The 19971-nt window shown below is 37.1% G+C and carries 17 protein-coding genes; 2 read left to right on the plus strand and 15 right to left on the minus strand.

The features are described 5' to 3' along the window. Positions 1-601 precede the first annotated feature (601 nt). The 11 genes from K4L44_16230 to K4L44_16280 form a co-directional block, all read right to left on the minus strand. Positions 602-1147: a hypothetical protein gene (locus K4L44_16230; GenBank protein ID QZE14055.1), complete on the minus strand. Its 546-nt coding sequence runs from the start codon at positions 1145-1147 to the stop codon at positions 602-604. After that, positions 1144-2028 carry a hypothetical protein gene (locus K4L44_16235; GenBank protein ID QZE14056.1) on the minus strand — a complete coding sequence of 295 codons (885 nt, stop codon included), beginning with the start codon at positions 2026-2028 and terminating at the stop codon, positions 1144-1146. The genes K4L44_16230 and K4L44_16235 overlap by 4 nt, the downstream gene beginning before the upstream one ends. Further along, positions 1998-2342, minus strand: coding sequence for a hypothetical protein (locus K4L44_16240; GenBank protein QZE14057.1), 345 nt, complete (start codon positions 2340-2342; stop codon positions 1998-2000). Before K4L44_16240 ends, K4L44_16235 begins: the two co-directional genes overlap by 31 nt. 40 nt (positions 2343-2382) lie before the next feature. Beyond that, positions 2383-3048, minus strand: a complete 666-nt coding sequence (locus tag K4L44_16245) for a hypothetical protein (GenBank protein ID QZE14058.1) — start codon at positions 3046-3048, stop codon at positions 2383-2385. A gap of 65 nt (positions 3049-3113) precedes the next feature. Further along, positions 3114-4349, minus strand: coding sequence for an OprO/OprP family phosphate-selective porin (locus tag K4L44_16250; GenBank protein ID QZE14059.1), 1236 nt, complete (start codon positions 4347-4349; stop codon positions 3114-3116). Between the two features lie 7 nt (positions 4350-4356). After that, positions 4357-5547, minus strand: coding sequence for a hypothetical protein (locus K4L44_16255; protein ID QZE14060.1), 1191 nt, complete (start codon positions 5545-5547; stop codon positions 4357-4359). A gap of 46 nt (positions 5548-5593) precedes the next feature. After that, positions 5594-7003, minus strand: a complete 1410-nt coding sequence (locus K4L44_16260; protein ID QZE14061.1) for a thiol oxidoreductase — start codon at positions 7001-7003, stop codon at positions 5594-5596. Positions 7004-7064: 61 nt separating this feature from the next. After that, a complete protein-coding gene (locus K4L44_16265; protein ID QZE14062.1) occupies positions 7065-8177 on the minus strand; it encodes a hypothetical protein in 1113 nt (370 codons plus the stop codon). Positions 8178-8299: 122 nt separating this feature from the next. Next, the gene (locus K4L44_16270; protein ID QZE14063.1) at positions 8300-9577 is read right to left on the minus strand and encodes a hypothetical protein; all 1278 of its coding nucleotides are present in this window, start codon (positions 9575-9577) and stop codon (positions 8300-8302) included. A gap of 212 nt (positions 9578-9789) precedes the next feature. Then, a complete protein-coding gene (locus tag K4L44_16275) occupies positions 9790-10227 on the minus strand; it encodes a hydroxyisourate hydrolase (protein ID QZE14064.1) in 438 nt (145 codons plus the stop codon). A gap of 113 nt (positions 10228-10340) precedes the next feature. After that, positions 10341-11135, minus strand: a complete 795-nt coding sequence (locus tag K4L44_16280) for a hypothetical protein (GenBank protein QZE14065.1) — start codon at positions 11133-11135, stop codon at positions 10341-10343. Between the two features lie 920 nt (positions 11136-12055). Here K4L44_16280 and K4L44_16285 point away from each other — a divergent pair. After that, positions 12056-12250, plus strand: coding sequence for a cold-shock protein (locus K4L44_16285; protein ID QZE14066.1), 195 nt, complete (start codon positions 12056-12058; stop codon positions 12248-12250). A gap of 953 nt (positions 12251-13203) precedes the next feature. Next, positions 13204-13656, plus strand: coding sequence for a cold shock domain-containing protein (locus tag K4L44_16290; GenBank protein QZE14067.1), 453 nt, complete (start codon positions 13204-13206; stop codon positions 13654-13656). 422 nt (positions 13657-14078) lie between these two features. On the opposite strand, the gene K4L44_16295 is transcribed toward K4L44_16290, so the two are convergent. The 4 genes from K4L44_16295 to K4L44_16310 all read right to left on the minus strand — a co-directional run bounded on the left by K4L44_16295 (position 14079) and on the right by K4L44_16310 (position 19621). Next, on the minus strand, positions 14079-14771 hold the full coding sequence (locus K4L44_16295) for a M48 family metallopeptidase (protein QZE14068.1): 693 nt from the start codon (positions 14769-14771) through the stop codon (positions 14079-14081). Further along, the gene (locus K4L44_16300) at positions 14764-17991 is read right to left on the minus strand and encodes a DEAD/DEAH box helicase family protein (protein ID QZE14069.1); all 3228 of its coding nucleotides are present in this window, start codon (positions 17989-17991) and stop codon (positions 14764-14766) included. The genes K4L44_16295 and K4L44_16300 overlap by 8 nt, the downstream gene beginning before the upstream one ends. Positions 17992-18059: 68 nt before the next feature. Continuing rightward, positions 18060-18371 (minus strand): ATP-binding protein, encoded by a 312-nt coding sequence (locus K4L44_16305; protein QZE14070.1) that lies wholly within the window; start codon positions 18369-18371, stop codon positions 18060-18062. A 20-nt stretch (positions 18372-18391) separates the two neighbouring features. Next, positions 18392-19621 (minus strand): restriction endonuclease subunit S, encoded by a 1230-nt coding sequence (locus K4L44_16310; GenBank protein ID QZE14071.1) that lies wholly within the window; start codon positions 19619-19621, stop codon positions 18392-18394. Positions 19622-19971: the final 350 nt, after the last annotated feature.

A 19971-nucleotide genomic window follows, 5' to 3' on the forward strand; every position in this document is an offset into this window, starting at 1 on the left:
TTAAATAAAATGTGCACAACATTCCACATTTCCTCCAAAGAGAGTGTGTATTATGTGACTGAAATTACCTTATGATTATGCTTTAATAGGAGGAGCTCGTAGACGAATGGATCTCGTCGTGACGAGGTACAAGTGATGAGGTCGTTCAATGTTAATACATTGAATTATTGTGGATAAGCTTAATGGAACTATCGGTTTATGCGAAGATAAGAAGTGTGTTGAGTTCCATGAAAATCCTTGAAAACTATTGCCGTTGTGAGTATGGTTTGTTGGATTACAGCCATTCTCTCCTTGCCCTAGGGGGTGGAAGTGCCAAACTACCTCTCCATTCGAAAGCGTATGCGAGTGCATGGTAGCAATTGATAGCAATTGCATCCATAACATGACACCTACGATGAGAAATCGGGTGAACAGGTTAACTATTTTTCGATTGTATTTGGTCATTCAATCGCAAAAGTAATCAATAAATATTAAAAAAATAAAACTTTAGATACTATCAGTCTCTATTCCTTTCTATATATTACAGGGCAAGTGTTCAAAAAACACTTGCCTTAGATTAATTTCATGTCGAATACTATGAAATTGAACTGTTTTACCCTCTTTATAACTCTTTATTGCTTAATGCTTTTATTTCGTTAACACTCTCTCCGTGAACGATATTCCAAAGAACATAGCAAAGTTGTCCTGCCCCACTAATCCATGTTAGTTTCGGCTTATTTTGAGCACTTGCCCCACTCTGCGCATCGATCATATAAAGTTGATTTTCATTCTCTTTACAGCTAGGTTCTTGTAGTTTTATATCTGAAAATCGAGATGCTGGAGCACCGAGAATTTCATTTAATTGGAAGGTTTGTTTTTTGGACAGCTTTTTACCATTGTATTTTTGTAAAGTGTATCCATTAATACCAGAGATACCTAGAAAGGAGCCATGATCATCCCAAATAATTTGGACATCAAAGGCTAACTGAGACTTCTCTTTGCTAGTCATTTTTACAGTTCTTGTAAAAATACGATTTCCCTCTTTTATAGTCTCTTTTAAAGGGGTCATTGTAATTGCTCCCAACTCTTTACTAGGGATGGGTTTCATGCCCATAATAAGGATTTGAAGTACAATGAATACACTTATTATAAAAACATTTTTTTTCATGACTTTTTATTGTGAAAGAGTCTAACGGATATATTAAACCCAATTCTTAGATTACTAGAGTTTAATTTATAAGCATTATTTGCCATATTATCTCCAGTATTTATTCCATATTGATTTCCTATAAACACCTGAAACTTATGTGTAGGAGTACCATAACTAATTCCAACAGAAGCGCCGTCTTTTCCAACTTCATCTCTACTACTGTTGTCCCCTAGGAATGTAAGCGCTTGGTTATACTGATAATTAGCGAAAATGCTCATTTTTTTACCAAAACGATATCCCATAGCAAATGATACTGCACCGATATCATGTGGTTGGGTTGGTTTTGCGGCATTATGGTGAGTGTAGTAAATGCCTAGCATTGTATTTATCTTATAACCGATTTGTTTTTCTGCTACTAATTGATTCAAATAGCTCCAACGATTGGCTGCATGATAAGTAACACCATAGTTTTCCTTATCCATGCCACTATAACTCGTGGTGAAGATATAACTAACAGAGAGAGGGATACTATTATCTGTCTTCTGTGTTAGAAAACGATATTTAAGTGAAAGATCATAGAAACGATTTTGTTTCTCTGTATCAAATACAAGCATCAGGTTCGAAGTAATTCCATAGGCTAGCCCCATTGTTATATTACTAGGTGCATAAACTCCAAACATATCACTGGCTCCAGTACTAATCTCTCCAAATCGATGAAATATCCTCAATTCAAGATCCCCTTGTGGAAGTGTTTGAGAGGTTTGTAGATTCTCTATATTGGTTCCCCAGAATAGAGGAAATACATCTTTTGTATTACGATTCTGACCATAACTAGTATACGAAATGGTAATTAACAAGATAACATAGTTTAGTTTTCTAAGGCACCTTCTTTTATCCATAATTCAATTTTTTTAAGTTGGTTCTCATTTAATGTGCTTTTTGTAGGATGCCCCTCATATAATTTTAGAAGAAGACGAGTCTCTTTTTCCTCAATAAGCTTCTCCTTTTGAAGAGACTTGTATGCCTCTGTAGGTTCAAGAGAAAATATGGATGACTGACTTTTATGACAACTAGTACAGCTATTTTCAAAAATAGGGACTATATCATTTTTAAAACTTACCTGTTTTAATTCCTGATATTCGATGTCATTATAAGTACACCCTTCAAGTAGCACGAATAAGCAAAACCCAAACATACAAATTATATATTTCATTATGTGTTATTTGAAGATGTGAATAATTATATAATATAAACTAGTTCTTAAGCGCTCCTTCCTTAATCCATGTCTCTAAGATTTCAACTTCAACAGGGTCTAACACTTCATATTGATGATTCCACGACACCTCTTTTTTCAACACTTTAAGAAGATAACTATTGTCTAGGTCTTTAGGTGTAACTCGCATCATCGTTGTTTTATGTGCCTGTTGATTTACTAGATTATCATATGCCACATCTTTATCTAGAGCCAAATGTCCATTTTGTTCTGCTAAATTTGCAGTATGACACATCACACAGTTTCGAAGTAGTCCACTGTTGATCCTATTAAAAGTGGTCAGAGAGGCCGTGATATCAAAGTTAGTGCCCTTTTCAGATGCAACAATTGACTGCTCGTATATGGATGACTTTACTGTATTCCCTTGTTTTGCTTCCACTTTTAATAATAGAGGTGTGTCTGGTGTTACCTTTAGGTTGACCTGTTGATTCTCTAGCTTTTCGATCTCTTTAGATTGTACTACATTACTATTTTTCTGGTCGTAAACTGTCACATACAACTTTTGACGTCTCGTTACCAAAGTGGGATGCTTCAGGTGTATGTCAAGCGTAATGTCTTTTAATAGAGAGTCTGTGGTACTATCGGAAGAACTAGAACATGCAGTGCATAACAGACATGCTAGAAGGGTATAGATAAAATACTTCATAATCGTAAGATGAAACACCTAGCCCCATTGATAAGAGCTAGGTGTTGTAATGAATATGGATTTAGTTAGAAAGAGAATTGGAGTTGAACCATTGCTTTATGTTCAGCCAAACCATTGTCGTCGTCATTGGCTTCAAACTCTGTTTCATGTCCTAATTTACTTAGGTGCTCATAATAGGCCTGAAGTTTTAAGTTATTCCCAATGATGTAGTAATTCAAACCAATAGAATTAGTCATCAAATAGCCTTTCTCTTTAGTCGAATTACGATCCATAAAGTCTACTCTAACTGTTGGTTGCAATCTTTTGCTTATAAAGTATCCAGCTTGTGCATAACTTCCCCAATAAGTATATAATGGTGCTGTTTTTTGTCGCTCTACATAGTTCATCGTCATGCTATATGCTTCTGCATTAAAATAGAATCTATTTTTAAGGACAGCGAACTCAATACCCGTACGATAGTCATTACTACTTTCAGCATTGGCTTCAATGTTTGCAGATCCCGAAAGGGCAAATAACATTTTATAATTGTGTAGATCATTAGGATCTCCCTGATGCAATGGCATAGGTCCCATAGGCATATATGCTAGACGAGCTGCATAAAGAAGTGAAGGAATACCATAATCATCACTCAATGTATTGGTCGCTCTATTGGTTCCAATACCTGTGCCATTAAAGATTCCTACCCTATAGTCAATCTTATTTTTAACTAGTCCATGCATCTGTACCCCAATATCGAAACCTGTTGAGATCTTAGGATTGACACTATTTAATCCAAATGGCATATTTACAGTAGTCTGCATCGACGTTGGTGGTGTAGGAAATAGCGTCTGTCCAAGGCGAACCAAATAGGCTTGATTGTATGGAGTCTTAAATTTACCCACTCTAAAACGCAAGGAGCTTTTTAGATTAATATCGATCCATGCTTGGTTCAAAAGCGCTGCCCCTGATGCTGCAGTATTTAGGGCGATGTTATAGGTGATTTTATCAAAAGCAGTACCTGCGAATCCAACCAATGCATAAGGAATTGCGAATCCTGAATTTAGAACATTGTCTTGGTCCATGAGGCTTAAGCCTTCGTCATCATAGTAGTTAAACTGAGCTCTTGTTTGGATTAAAACGTATGGTTTAAAGAGAAAATCCCCTGCTTTCGTTTGGAAAGAGATTCCATCTTTTCCACTCAGGGAGATTAGATCATTCTCAATGTAGTTCTCGTTCTTCTCAGTTGTTTTGCTTGGTTCTTGAGCATTGGCAGTTAATAGTGAAATAACTGCCAATATAAGTGATAATGATATCTGTTTCATCGATTGTTTAAAAATTAGGATAAGCCGGTATGTTGACCGACTTGATCGCAATACACTCGATCTCAATAAGCCATCCAGGACGGCAAACTGGGGCAAGTACAATTACTTTTGGTGTATTGGGATATCGTTCGTTATAATACTTTTCAATAATTTCATAATCAGCAACATCTCTTAGATAAATAATCATCTGCATGATGTTGTCTGTATTGGCCTCCTCTTCTTTAAGGAGTGCAGATATGTTCTCCATGGCTCTATCTGCCTGCAAGATGATGTGGTTCGGATGTACAATCTCTCCTTTATTATCGATACTTGCTGTACCAGAGATGTAGATATGTCTACGGTCCCCAAAGTCGATGGCAGTACCCCTCTCAAACCTTACTCCATATTCATGAGTTGGATTTAGGTGTGATAATGCCGAAATATATCGAACTTGTTCTTTTTGTAGACCTTTTACGGCGTAGGCATCCATCACCACATTCTTTTTGACATCTAAGTCTCTTCCTTCAATCCCTGTACTGGTTACAAAATGGTTAGAAGGAATCAGTCCAATGGTGTCAAAGTAAGCATTGCGAGCTTCGACCACTCCTTGGTAATTCGTATCTACATCTCTTACATAAAGCCATGTTCTGTGACACATCTCTGCAAAATCATATGCTTTCTCTTTTAGAAGAAGGTCGTAGTGGTGAAATATCTCCTCAGTTTGTGCGTATGAATCTCCAGATTCTGAAGATATTAGACGACCACTCCAAAGGTGTGAATAGGAACCCTTCTCCAATTCAATATGTTTTGGTGTAAGGGTATGATCTATCTTAATGAAATCTTCTGTTTCAATTAAATAAGCATAAAGAGTACATTTTACATGATTTAATGGAGGTTGTTGAATCCATGAAATAGTAGATTCTATCCCATTGTCTTTTAACATATCCACTTCTGAGATAATCTCACTTTGGTTGGTGATATCACTAAAGAAAATACGTTGGAAGATTAGGTGACAATTTTTCTTTCCCCTCTCTAGTATGAATGACAGCAATGCTTCTTTTAGAACTTGGTATTGCTCGTAAAAATTATTTATTCCACGAGGTGTAATCATGATATGATGTTCTGAGGTACGTTCTTTGGTGAACGTTGAAATAGACATATCACACTTCTTACCGCTTTTGTTCCACATTACTGGCAACATATTGCTTTCTCTTTTCATCTTCTGTGTATTTTCATTAAATCGTTATATGATGCTAAGTTACATATTAAAGAGAATTGACAAAAGCGATTAGAGCTTGTCTATCATTTGCATTCATATTAGCAAATATCTGACGTGATACATCTCCTTCGCCACCGTGCCACATTATTGCTTCGAACACATTTCGTGCTCTACCATCATGAAGGTAATCGGTGTGGGTGTTTACAATCTTTTGTAGTCCTCCTCCCCAAAGAGGTGCGGTTCTCCATTCGTCTCCGGAAGCATTATATTGAGAAAAATCATCTCCTAATTTTGGCCCCATATCATGAACAAGAAAATCGGAATAAGGATGAATTGTTTGTCCACCAAGCCAAGGAAGATTCGTTCCATCAATAAGCGTTGCCCCCTCAGGTCTTGTGTGTAATGTCTCTACATGACAAAGGTGACATTTTGCTTTTCGAAACATCTTTGCTCCATACTGTACCATTTCACTATTGATATTTCGTCTAGATGGAACTCCCAAACAGTGAAGGTAAAGGTCTACATCTGCCATGTCTTCTGACGATATCTCGATTCCATGATCTTCGGTGCATTGTGGTTGACCATATGAAATTTCTAGAGGATATCGATGACTGGTAATTCCCATGTCTGATAGGAAACCAAGCTCTACAGTGAGGTCTGAGTGGTGTGCTTTATGTCCTGTAAGACCAACTCTTCGTTTGCCTCTTTCATTAACCCAGTTAATTTCTCCTGAAATACCATATTCTGGATATTGTTTCTTCTCTAAGGCTTTAATTTCGTCTAAATCAAGTGCCATAATCTGCCCCATTCCAACGTGTCTTAGTGGGGTTCTTACGGTCATCTCGACCTGACTCATGTCTATATCCTCCATATAGAAGTCTGTAATCCAATATTTCGGTACTCGCAAAGAGTATTTGGTGCCATCTGGTAGTGTGTGTGGCTCTTCTGTGTATTTTACATGGACCTTGCCTTCAGGTTTGACACCATAAATGGCATGATCGTGAAGTACTCGACCATAGTTTCTATGATATTGGTCGTTTGGTGTGCGGATAAAAGTTAAGAATGAGGAGAAGTCTCCAGGACCTGTTCCTGCATCTGTAATAAGTGAAGATTTTGTACGACCACTATTGTTATGACAACTTCCACACGATGTTCCACAGAATAATGGTCCTCGACCTCCTGTCTTTGGGTTCGTGCTGGTGTCTCTAGGGTCGTCGTATAAGGCATCACCGTTTAAGAAACGGTCATAGAGTTTGCCTGTAACCCAATCTGCATTTTGATCATAGGCATAACTTGTTGCTGTAAAGATAGTCGATACTCCCGCAGAGAGTTCTCTTGGGGAAGCCATTTTTACTTTGTGGTTTATATCTGGCTTGGTAACATCTTTACTACTGTCTCTTTCACATGAAAGAAACAGAGTGCCCACAACAATCATTAAAATAAATTTTCTTAACATTTGGCTATAGAGTTAAGACTACCGTAAGCAGTAGTTCGTACTGCTTACGGTAGATAGTTTATTATTTTACAAAATGAGGACGTACCTCTTTTGTAAGTATATCATTCAATGTGTTCAGTTGAGCAATAGCCTCTGTTACTTGGCTTGCATCAAGATTGTTTCTGAATGGACTAGGAATTGCTGCGATTTTATCGATAGCTAATTGAATATTCTTTTTAACTTTCTCATCCAATTTTGCATCTTTCTTTTTAATCATATCTGACAAAGACTCTCCTCTTGTTTTAGCATCTAAACCACCTAGGTATGAGTTTTGAATACTTCTCACGTTGTCTTGGAAGTCCAAAAGAGAGTTCCAGCTATACCATGACTCTACGTCTAAAGGATCATTACTTTTATGTGGGTTCGCTAGTTTTTGGTTTCCAACTTCGTCTGCGATATCTGACATTCCTTGGATGATCTGGTCAACAGCAGAAACCTGTACAGGATAAGCACCTCCAATTTTTCCTGACTTCGCAAAGCTTGGACCATAAGGAACTGCAATTGTTTTCTCAATACCTTCTAAGATTTCTGCATCAGTAGTTCCTTTCTCAGCACCTGCCCAACTTGAGTAAAGAAGTACGATATCATTTCTCAACACTTCTGTTGAAGACTCTAGATATTCAATTTCTCTATCTGTTAACTCAGAAAAATGTCTCGCTTTTCCATCTCTAAAAAGAAGATACTCTACAGTATGGAAACCTTTCAACTGAGCCCCTTTGTAATCACTAATATTTCCTACGGTCAGCTCTTCTGTACTTGCCAACACTTGGTTTAATTGTTTTAAATCTAATGGCCATGAATCCAAACTTGGGTCTAAACGTCTCTCGTCTGCAGGACCAAAAAGGAATGCCTCACTCTGCTCCCAGTATTTACGAGTTTCTTTCCATGCCTTACATGCTTTCTCAATACTAGCATCGTTCTTTGAGGTTTTAATCTCTTTTACTTTTGCTAGTAAATCCTTTGCATTGTCTTTCATGTGCTTGTATGTAGGGATCACTGTCTTGTTTACATACGTTGTAAGAACTCCACCGTAGATGTCTTGTGCTACATTCTCTTGAGGTGTGTCTTCATTTTTTTCACAACTCATAGTGGAAATTGCTAAACCAATAAGGGTTAGTTTAAATAAATTTTTCATGATATATTTGTAGTTGAAATGTGTAATTGAATGGATTCGGTTACATTAAAATGGTGTGGCTACACTTTGCTTGCGGTTAAAGTGTAGCCCCTACACCTAAACTATAACCAAATAGATCCTTATTATTTTGATAAAAACCATCCGGAGTATACAACTGCTAATCCGAATGTGTTTTGATTTCTAATATTATCATCTCCATAACTTCTGTGAGAGTAGTCCATCTTTAAACCTAAAGTGGGAGTCATATAATAGTTTAGACCGAATGTCATCTTTTTTCTATTACATCTTTCGTCTTTGGTGATGCCAGGATCTGTTTTATACATGCTGTCAAACTGTTCATACTTTACGAATGGAATGAGTTTCTCTTTACGATTTTTCCCAAACCCAAGAACATTGACTCCTGCTTCAATATTCCATGCCATGGCATTGCTTGCTACTGGAGTACGTTTGTATTGACTTTTACTTGACAATTGAGAATTTACCTTTGTGATTTTTTGAGCATCTGTTAGATCTCCGTATACGTAGTTCCCTCGTACGATGAATTTATTGTTGTCTAAAGTAAAATCTGCAGTGAAGATTCTTACAGTTCCTTTGTCGCTTTCTGAAAAATATTCTGGTTTCAATGTATTCTTCACGGAGTTGCCTTGATAGTATGAGGTTCCGAGTATAAGATTCTTAAAGTGTCTGCTCTCTACTCTTGCTACGTAAGCAGGCGAAGTCATAATAGAAACTTCTTGCATTCCCTGTTTACCTCCTTTGATCCACTCTTTTCTATTAAAACCATTTGCATCTAATCCAGATATTACTTGCAATTGGTAGCTCCAGTTTCTGTAAGCACCAAGGACTGCAACTCCTGTTTCATGCCAAGTACATGGAAGAATAGAGGTTTCCGATTCTGAACGAGATGTTCCAAAGAATTGATTTGGCATATGTCTTTGGTTGGTAAGTCCAATGGGAACAATCATATGTCCTGCTCTTACTCTAAACCAAGGAGCAAAAGTTTTGGTAATGTGCACCTGTTCTAATGCTACTTCCCCTCCTTTTTCAATCTCTTTTTCATATTCTCCAGCCTCTTCATACTCCATCTCTAGTGCAGCACCTGTTCCAAGGTGTTCAAATTCAACCTCTGTTACGAACTCTAAGGATGGTGTAAATTTATATTCGAAAGAAAAAACTGCTCTTGGTACATCTACACTTCCTCTATTGGCATATTTTGCACCATTGGCTGTAGAGTTTTGATCAGGATGGTAATCCATATGTTGATACAAGAATTCCCCATATCCTCCAAACCTGTATTTCTCGTATTGTAAATATGTTAATGCATCTGGAGCAGACCCGCCTTGTGCAAATAGACCATATGAAGTGAGTAGTGATAAGAATAAGATCGTTAGCTTTTTCATTTTGAACCGTTTTGTTGTACTCAATGTCTCTGTTTGTGATTGAGTTATTTTAACTGTTCAAAGTAACGTTATCTATTTTATGACTACAATCCCTAAAAAGTGTGAAATTTACTATGATTGATAAATGTCTGTTTGTTAGGTGTTTGGTTGTAGATGGGCTTTAGATGGAGTTCTTGGCTATCCCTACATGTAGGGATTAAGGAGTATTAGGTCTATTTCTTAACCTCTTGATCTTCCTGAATTTTGCAACTGTTTGGCGAAATGTGTAGAGTCAGGTGTTTGCTCTTTAGCTTCTCTTTATAAATTCGAAAAATCAGGTAGGGGAAGATCGATTCAATATTTCTTTGTCTAAAATAGTCTGCAGTATATATTTTTAGTTCAATGATTCCATTAATATTATTGGCATCCCATTTTGATATTTTGCCAACTTTGTCTGTAATTTGCTCATCCACAAATTGCCACTTGTTTTCAATAGCATTAAGATTGGATAATCGTATTCGAAGTCCATGGATCGGAGATCGATCCTCCATGCTTTTTACTGTGATTATTAAGGGGGATTCGTTTTGTGAAACAGGTACAACAACCTTGTTTTGAGCAAAAGAGAGGGTCGTTAAAAGTAGTAAGATATATAGTGGTAGTATATTTTTCATGACTATGCATATTTCGAGTGTATGCATATAACACAAATGAAAAGGGTAAAAAGTTCGCATTAATTCATTTTTATGAATTAATGACGAACTTTTGGATGTAAAGAGGATACTTGTTAATAGTTTTCGTTGAATTGAAACTTCAATACTTTAGAAAGAGAGAACTCCATCTGGGTATGTTCGTCTAATACAAGAGATTTTTTCTTCGAAACAGCATTGGTAGCACCACCTGCTACTGCACCAATTGCAGCACCAATTGCAGCACCTTCTCCTTTGTTTTTAGATACCAAAGCACCTACAGCTGCGCCAATACCTGCCCCAACACCGGTCTTAACAGCTGTGTTTGCGGTTCTGTTTTTTCCTTCGAAATGTAATGGTGCACTATTGGTAGGATAGCTTTTACCTTGAATAGCAACTTCTTTAAGAACCAAATCTAATTTAGAGATACCACTCATTTTTTTCTCCTTTTGGATTGCTTTTACTACTGCTTTGGCAGAAGAACCTCTTGTGATTACTACCCCTTCAGTAGTCTTAATATCCTTGGTTATAATGAGAGCAACTTCGTCCCCTAAGTTCAAATCCTTTGTATCCACAACAGAAGCAGAAGAGGCTGTAATTACAGTTCCTTGTGCTAGGGTAATAGCATGTACCTCTTTTTTCTTTGAAGCAACAGGAGTCTCTTTCTTAGCAACAGGAGCAACAACTTCTTTCTTAGGTTTTGTTGGCTTTTTTTTCTTCTCCACGACAGGAGCAGTAACTACTTTTTCAGTCTCTTTTTTGACAGGTTTCTCTACTTCTGTCGCTTGCTCTTCCACCTCTACAAGTGGTTTCGAATCCGACTCTTTTTGTTTGTTTTTACAAGATGTAAACATGATCGCAAGCAGCGAAAGCGTAAATGTAATTTTCTTCATGATATTTATTTGTTGGTATCATATTGTGCTGTTGTTTGCAAAGTTAGCTTTATTATGTTTATAATAAAATAACTCTTATGGAGTGCTGTAGTCGATTCGCACATAATGGATAGAGATAAAATGAAAAAAGAACATGCTAAGACATGTCCTTTTTTTAGCTGTATCGGGTAAGAAACAGCTTAAAATCAAATATTAAGAGAAATAGGTTAAGTTTTATTAAGGATGTTAGGTAAAAGAATTGTTTAGGAAAAGCAAAATAGGTCGTTAGGCTAACTTCTTTATAACTATTTTGCTGATTCAAATTTATCTTGAATATTTTTGATCACACTAATTATTACATGAAACATCCTTTTTTAAGGATGAATCTAGTGTTAAAGATGATTTATTATTGTTAAAGGCAGTGTCGCCGAATATAGTATATGAACTGATTTTTTTTTATCAATTGGGAAAAATACCATCATAACAAACTGTTTTGTAATTTAATTAGACCTTATATCTTGAGTGTTGACAGGGTAAGTGTGAAGGTTTAATCGCTTTGTTTGTCGTTGTTTTTATTGATATTGGCGTAAATAAATTAAGAGTAATTTCTATTTCTTCTTATAACTTTCATATACATTGACTTTTAACGTATCGTAAAAGAGTTAAATACTTCAATAATAAACATTTGTTATCTTCATTAAATGTACTACCTTTGTTCGGTCCAAAGTAAAGGATACACATCAAAATAAACTAGGTGGTATTATAGTATAATTGATTTAAATTGAGTTTGACTCTTCTTGCAATTTTATTTAATCATTACTTTTTTTTATTTCGTGTAGTTAAAACAGCTTCGGTTGTTTTAATAGTGATTCTTTTTTAATAAAGATTACTTGAGAGTACTTGGACTAATAAAGTTTATAAACAATTTAAAAGCAGTAAAAATGCAAGAAGGTACAGTAAAATTTTTCAATGAGACAAAAGGATTCGGTTTTATCAAATCATCAGAGTCTGGTGAGGACATCTTTGTTCACGTTTCAGGTTTGATCGATGATATCCGTGAGGATGATAAAGTTGAGTTCGAAGTTCAGCAAGGTAGAAAAGGCCTTAACGCTGTAAACGTAAAAGTGATCAACTAGTCGAACACTTTTTTTAAAAAGTGACGTGATATACTATCATATGTGTCTTGATCCTTTTCAACAAGGAGAAAAGAGACATTGATTGATAGCAGAACTTTTGCAACGATAAAGCAGATCAAGATTCTTGTATTTGCTTTATCGTTTGTTATTTATACCAACTATGATTTGTTAGAGAACGCTTGTCTCTTTTCTCTCTAATTGCTTTCATTCCTTTTCTCTCATCTCTTTGGCTAGACCTACGGTTACTCTTTTATAGACTTCGAATAGCTTAGTTCTTTTATTATATGTTCGAAGATGACTATAGTTCGCTTAATTCATGAAATGAATCGGTTTCGTTCTTAGAGCATTACTTAGTTTTAATGACTGTAGATATGGTTTATAAACTTTGTTTGTGTTCGCTCAGAATATTAAAGTTTATGATTCGATGATGATGCGGTCAATTATTCTTTTTCATCTATCCTCGTGTGTCTTTGATTTTTATTATTCTCAAGATAGAGGAGGATCATTTTAGGATCGATAGTTGAATTATTCCTTACTTCAATCTCATCTTATTGAAATTTTGAGTATTCTAACAGTTAGTTTTTTCTATATACTCTCTCAATCTTGATAATTGTTTTAATTTTGCATTAGAAAGTAAACGTAGAGACTGTGTTCTGTGTTATTATTTGACTCCTTATGTAGATCTTTGCTGTTTTTATGAATATATCGTGTTATATAGCGTTTGTTATTTTAGCAATTATATTCTATCTGTTCAACACAAAGAGATCTTGTTTATAGCTGGTTTGTGTTCTACTTTTTGTTTGTTCTTGAAATATGAACAACAAAAAATATTTCATTATGAAAGAACTTTTACTCCTACCAAGGGGTTTAAATTCTTGTTTAGTAATATTGTATGTTCATTGTAACATATCGTTCGTGTAATCATTTTTAAACCTTAAATATATATATCATTAATGGGTAGATCTAAAGAATCGTTTGGCAAAAAAGAAGTCAGAAATAAACAAGCAAAGAAGCGTAAAGAAAAAGAACAAAGAAAACTTGAGCGTAAAGATACTGTAAAAAAGAGTAGTCTTGATGACATGATTGCTTGGGTTGATGAGAATGGTGTAATTACTTCAACACCTCCAGATCCGACAAAGAAAACAGAGATTGATATTGAAAGTATTGAAATATCTATTCCTAAAGCAGAGTTTCGTGTGCAAAATACTGTTCGCACGGGTAAATTAAACTCTTTTGATACCAATAAAGGATTTGGGTTTATTATTGACTCAGATACACGCGAATCTATCTTTGTTCATATTAATGACTGTGATACTCCTTTAGAACCTGTGGGTTGTAAAGTGGAATTCGAAACAGAAAAAGGTCTTAAAGGTCTAAAAGCGATTAATGTTAAAAAGATCGGCTAAATAGAATAACCATATATCTTATTGGATCTTTATGGTGGTTTGATGCGTATAAAGATCCAATACTATCAATGGGACTCACTGCAATACAGTGGATCCCATTTTTTTTGTGATATAGTCTGGATCAGTAAAATGTAGCATATCCAATATTTCCACAAATTATACCGACATCATCCACATGTAGGGGCATCCCCTTGTGGGTGCGCTAATATGCGAGAATCGCATATAAATAATCGTATATAACTCATCAATAATGGTTTGTTACACAAACCAAATGGCACCCACAAGGGGATGCCCCTACGACAAATTGATACATCAAAATCATTTATTTTAAACATGTTGCAGCAACCGTAGATATATTATTGGATACGATGGATTGACATACATGGGGTGCTGTGGGGATGTCGATATTATATTGCAATCCTCTATAACTTCATCCCACTCATCTGCTCATCAAGTGTTTTCCACAGAGGAATATGTCTTGCGACCTCTGCCCAGAATGTTTTCGAATGGTCTTTATGGATGGTGTGAGCCAACTCATGTACCAGGATATAGTCTATCAGTTTATATGGCAGTTTCACCACATCACTATGGATATGAATGATATTTTTTCCAGAGCAACTGCCCCATCTTTTATCCATTCTCTTTACCACAATTCCAGCATAAGAGAGTCCTGTCTCTTTGGCCACCTTTTTCATTCTTTGGGTGATCTTCATCTCCGCTTTCTCTTGTATAAATCGATCGATGGCACTTTGGATAAAATATTGTCCGTCTTGATTTTCGGGGCAACGAATAACAAATCTCGAATGGGTAAACACTACTTCTACTCGCTGGATTGCCACATTCTTCACCACTTCGACATAGTATTTACGACCTAGGTATTGCAATCGCGACCCGGTCACGATCTCCTCTACATCGAGGGCCTCCACTAGCTCCAACTTCTCCAATATCCAGCGCGCCTTTTTTAAGATTAGTTTTTCTTGCAAGGCAGTCGAGATGGCACTCCCTTTCAGGGTCACCCCGATGCCTCTCTCCACACTGATATAGTGTGATTTCAGTGACTCCTCTTCGATAAATCGATATTCGATGAGGATCTCTCCGTACTGAACTCTAGGCATGGTCGTTCTTTTCTATGATCTCCACAATCTCTTTTGCTTTTCGTTTTGCTTCCTCTCTCTCCATGGAGGTCTTTAGATAACGAGTGATCTTATTGGTCATCTCCTTTTTCACCCGTCCCTTTTTCTGCCAATCGACAATCTTTAGTTCGCCACCAATGAGGTCAAACACTGTTTGGGTTGCATCCGCTGCATTTTCGCCATAGATCGTCTTCATGGTATTGTATATGGCCACCTCATAAGGTTTGGTAAATCCCAATTGGTCTGCCTCTTGGTGCTCTTGCGCCATCTCATCCGCCAACTCGTTATAGGCCAATAGCAACTGGGCATCGTCCATCTGCTGTGCCTCTTTCATCTTGATTAGCTCTTCTAGTCGTTGAGCCAATGGCTTATAGAAGTCTGGATTTCGATCCATTCCCACCCTTACAGTATGTTTCAGGCTATTTCGTTTCTTCAGCTCTTTGGTCTTATCCGAATCACCACTTAAGCCCTTTTCAAACAGTTTTCTATCGATAATAGCCACTGGAGCCTCCATCACTTCATAAACTCCTTGGCTCTCCAGGTGTTTGTATATCATCTCCTGAAGCATCTTGCTCTCTTCCTTCGAGACACTTAGTTCTGTGTCGTCGGGGAATGCATTTCGTGCCATATACTTTAACTCATTGAACAGTCTAAAGTCTGACTCAAAGCGTCTTGCCTCAGGATTGGGGAGCACAATATTGATCGATCTATTAAACTGCTTCAACAACTCCTTAAATTCATCTCTTTTATTTAATGGTTCGATATAGTGAAGCGCCTTGTCTAAGAATTTCACTCTTTCGTATTTTCGATCCACCCCGATAGATTGAAAGAACGACACCAACTTGGTATGACACAGCGAAAGCTTGGGGATCTCTTTATTCAGATTCTTCATCAGATCCTCTACTTTCAGCTCTCCAGAGAATATCTCTAAGGCCTCATTTAGATGCGATCCAATACCACAATAGTCCATAATAAACCCTGCACTTTTTCCATCTTTCGAACGATTCACCCTAGCGATGGCTTGTAGCAGATTGTGTTCTTTAAGCGATTTGTCGAGATACAAACAGGAGACAATCGGTGCATCCCATCCGGTTAACAACATATCCGACACAATGATGATGGCTGTGTTGTCGTATTTCTTTGCTCCTGAAAGCGCTCTTTCCTCCTCTTTGCCAAAGGGCAACTTAAAGAGGTCCGTCTCATTCTTAATATGGTTTGGATCGACCACCCACACGGGTCTTTTGTCTTTTGGATTCTCTTTGTTCCACTTCAATGTTTCGTAGTACTCCCTTGCAATGGCATCCTCTTTGGGCGATCCCAAGCTAACCACCACTTTGGTCTCAAAATGATGTACCCCCTGAGCTTTTAGTTTGGTAAAGATTCGTTGATACTGGATGGCAGCAGGTCTTCCTGAGCATACCAGCATCGCCTTGTGTCCATTGGGGTATATCTTTGTTCCATAGTGTTGGAGTACATGTTTGGCAATATCCTCTATTCTTGCTTCAGAAGATTGGTATGCTTTCAGCGCCTCCCCTTTCAGTTTATGTTTCTTCTCTTCGCTTTCGTCTCCAAACTTCTCTTCAAACTCCTTGTCTAGTGCCTCTCTCTTCACATCCATTCTGGCAATCCCCTCCTCGTAGAATAGTGCTACGGTGGCCCCATCTTCTACTGCTTGTTTGATAGTGTAGACATCGATATAGTCGGTTCCTCCATAGAACTCCCCCAAAGTGGAGCGCTCCTCTTTAGATATTGGGGTTCCCGTAAAAGCGACAAACTTTGCTTTGGGCAACACACTACGCATAAATGCAGCCAAAAATCCGTATTGACTACGGTGGGCTTCATCTACAAGGACATAGAGATTCTCTTTCATCAAAAGAGGCTTTATCTCTTCTACCACCTTCTCTTTATCGTACCACTTATCATTGATCTTTATTTTGGTGACTATTGTTAAGGTGTTCCCTTCTACGGTTCGTTTTGTTTTAATTCGCTCTTCTTTATTGTCCTCTTCTTCTTCTTCTTCCTCTTCTTTGCTCTTTTGGGGCTTCACTTTTGGAGGCTTCGAATTTTTACCTATCTCTACTTCATTCTCCTGAAACTTCTGTAGGGTGGAGGTAATGATTCCCCCATAGGTGTTGCGTAGTTTCTCCTCTAGGTCGGCTACGGAGTTGGCTTTCGATACATTCTTAAAGCCAATATTGTTTAGCGTGTCATGAATCTGTCCATCTAGCTCATTGCGATCGGTAAGAATCAAGATCGTTGGGTTCTCAAAACCATACTCTGGGGCTTGGAGTTTGCGTGCGACATAGGCCATCGTGATCGACTTACCCGAACCTTGTGTATGCCATACAACCCCTCCCTTGCCTGTTTGCAATTTCGCGATGGTTTTGTTTGTGGCCCTTATCTGATGGTAGCGAGGTAGCTTCTTGATGGTATGCCCTTTTTCGAGCTCAAACAGTACGAAGTGGCGTATGATCTCTAGAAAATGATGCTTCTCAAACAATGCAGCCAATAGAATAGATTGAGGGGATGCTTCCTCGTCTATAAAAGGAAGTGTTTCGTCCTCACTCTTTTTATATAGCGAATAGAACTTTTGAGGCGCTGAGATGGCACCATATCGAGCATCCACACCACACAGTCCACAACATATTTGGTTGAAATGAAACAGTCGTTCTGAGTTCTTTTGATAGTATGCCAAATCTTCGTATGCCTTATCCCAAGCTTTCCCTGTCGACGACGACTTACACTCGATCACTGCCAGAGGAAGTCCATTGACATAGACCATAATATCAGGAATGGAGTTCTCTCCCTTCCCTTTAAACTTCATCTGGTTTACCACCAAGAAGTCGTTTCTCTCTGGCTGAAGATAGTCGAGATAGTGAATGGTTCGAAACTCCTCTTTGCCATCAAAAACCTGAACCACATCGAAACCATGGCGAAGCAGATGCCACACCTTTTGATTGATCTCCATCAACGAAGCCCCATCCACGCTAGTGATTTCAGAATATGCCTTATACATATTTTCATCACTTAGCCATGGATTGATCTTTTTAATCGCTTTTTTCAGACGATCATGCAGTACAACTTGGGTGATATCACCACCACGTTCGTCTCGCTTCGAACCATCATAATATTCGTAGCCCATCTGTTGAAACAGGTCGATGGCTGGCTTTTCACAATATATAAATTCGGGTTGTTGGCTCATAATGATATTCTAGACTCTAATTATTGGACATTTATCGGACATTTTATTGGACACTTTACTGTTATTTATCAACTTTTGTCCGATAACTCATACTTAGTTCCTTTTTTTTCTCCAATCTTATTTACTACACCTTCCTTAATTAGCTTATCTAGGGACCTTTTTAGCTTTTTTTCGTGAATCTCAACACCTATTCTCTGGTGAATATCAGATTTTGAATGGTTGGGATCTGGTAAAACCTTATCATCCTCTATTCCAATATGGATTTCACCACCAGTAGCATTAGCAAAAGCAACACAGACTTTTGCTAACTCATCCCAATCGGCTGTTTTACCTTGGACAAGTTTTAAGGACTTCCTATCGAATATACTATTTTCTTCCATGACTAGCCTTTTAAATTGGGTTATGCCTTAGTTCTAATTTTACCAGTTAATAATTGCTGCATCAAGCCTCTCTTTAATTCACTATATCTATCTCTCTTCTCTTTTAATATATCTATCTTTTCGTCTATAGTCGATAAAATATCCGCAATTTGTTGTTGCTCTGCCAATGGTGGAAAAGGAATTTTAATACCTAGAAAATCACCATTTCTTATGTGTACTTGTGTACTTCCAACCATTATAGAATTCATAATAGATCTATAATATTGACTATTGGAATATTGAATAATAAAACCTTTATTCAATTCTTTGTTTAGTTTAATACCATATACTCCTTGTGCAAGAATATATCTTGTGTCTTCAAAATACTGAACCATATACCCTATTGAAGGACCTGAGGGAACTAAGTCTCTAAGAGTTGTTATAATATAACTATTATCAACAATATAGTTTTGGTTGTTTAAAGTAAAACTATTAGTGCATAATATTGGTTTTTTTTTGTCAATCTTAAGAACCCCACCTCTAGTAATAGATTTCTTTGGAATAACAGGAAAACCATTTGTCTCAACAAAATCAGTTGGACGTAGACTTGCTCCTCCTTTAATTTCATTAACAAAATCATTAAGCTTTCTTACTTCCCAAGAAATAGGGATGGGGCCAAGGGGGGAGTCTTTAAACTCGGTATGTCCGATTCCTTTAGTTAGGAGCTTTTGCATAACCCCTTTTTTTAGTTGTTGGGTCTGTGCAATTTGATCCTCTATGCTATCTAACTTTTCGTCCACCGTCCCTAAAATCTCTGCAATCCTCTTTTGCTCTGCCAACGGTGGAAGTGGAATTTGTAATGAATCAATTATTTGTTTACTTAGGTTCGGCTGACCTGATCCTTGACTAAAACTTAATATTTTTTTATTTGATATAGATAATTGATAGTATAGGTAATTCAATTCTTGTCTAGATGATATGTTCTCAATAGCTAAAACTGCTTGATTTGAACTTGCTTTACACCTTAATATTCCAATTTTACCAGCAGTAGCACCATATAAAGCTACAAGTATACTATTTGGATTAATAGGTCTTGCAGATGTTTCAACTAGTGCGATATTTGTTATTTTTTCTTCTGTTCTAATTATATTTCTATTATCTACTTCTCCTGATTTTACCCAAGGAATTGTACCATTTCTATAGTATTTATCCTTGGCTCTATTCGGTGTTCCTCCTGCAAAAGATCTTGTAATTTCTCCTAACTTCTTCACCTCCCACTCTTCAGGGATCTCTCCTATCGGAGTCTTTTTCATTTTATATTTTGTGGTCATTGCTTCTTTTTTTTAGTTCTTTCGAAGTCATTTCGATCTGATTTACAAAATCTCACTCTACCTGTTACCCTATTTGGGGTCTTCTCTTTATAGAGAAGGGGTGTGTGAAGGACGTTTCGACAATTTGTTTATGACTACCTGTCCCCATTATGGTCTAGGATATTTCTATTGATCCACAACAAAAAACGATTTAGCTATTCCAACCAATCTTTAAGAGATTGGTCGGTTTGGTATAAAAATCGGAAATTCCGATTTTTCTTATTGCGGTCTTCTTTTCGAAATAAGTCTCT

This window comes from Prolixibacteraceae bacterium (assembly GCA_019720755.1).
Classification (GTDB): domain Bacteria; phylum Bacteroidota; class Bacteroidia; order Bacteroidales; family Prolixibacteraceae; genus Halosquirtibacter; species Halosquirtibacter laminarini.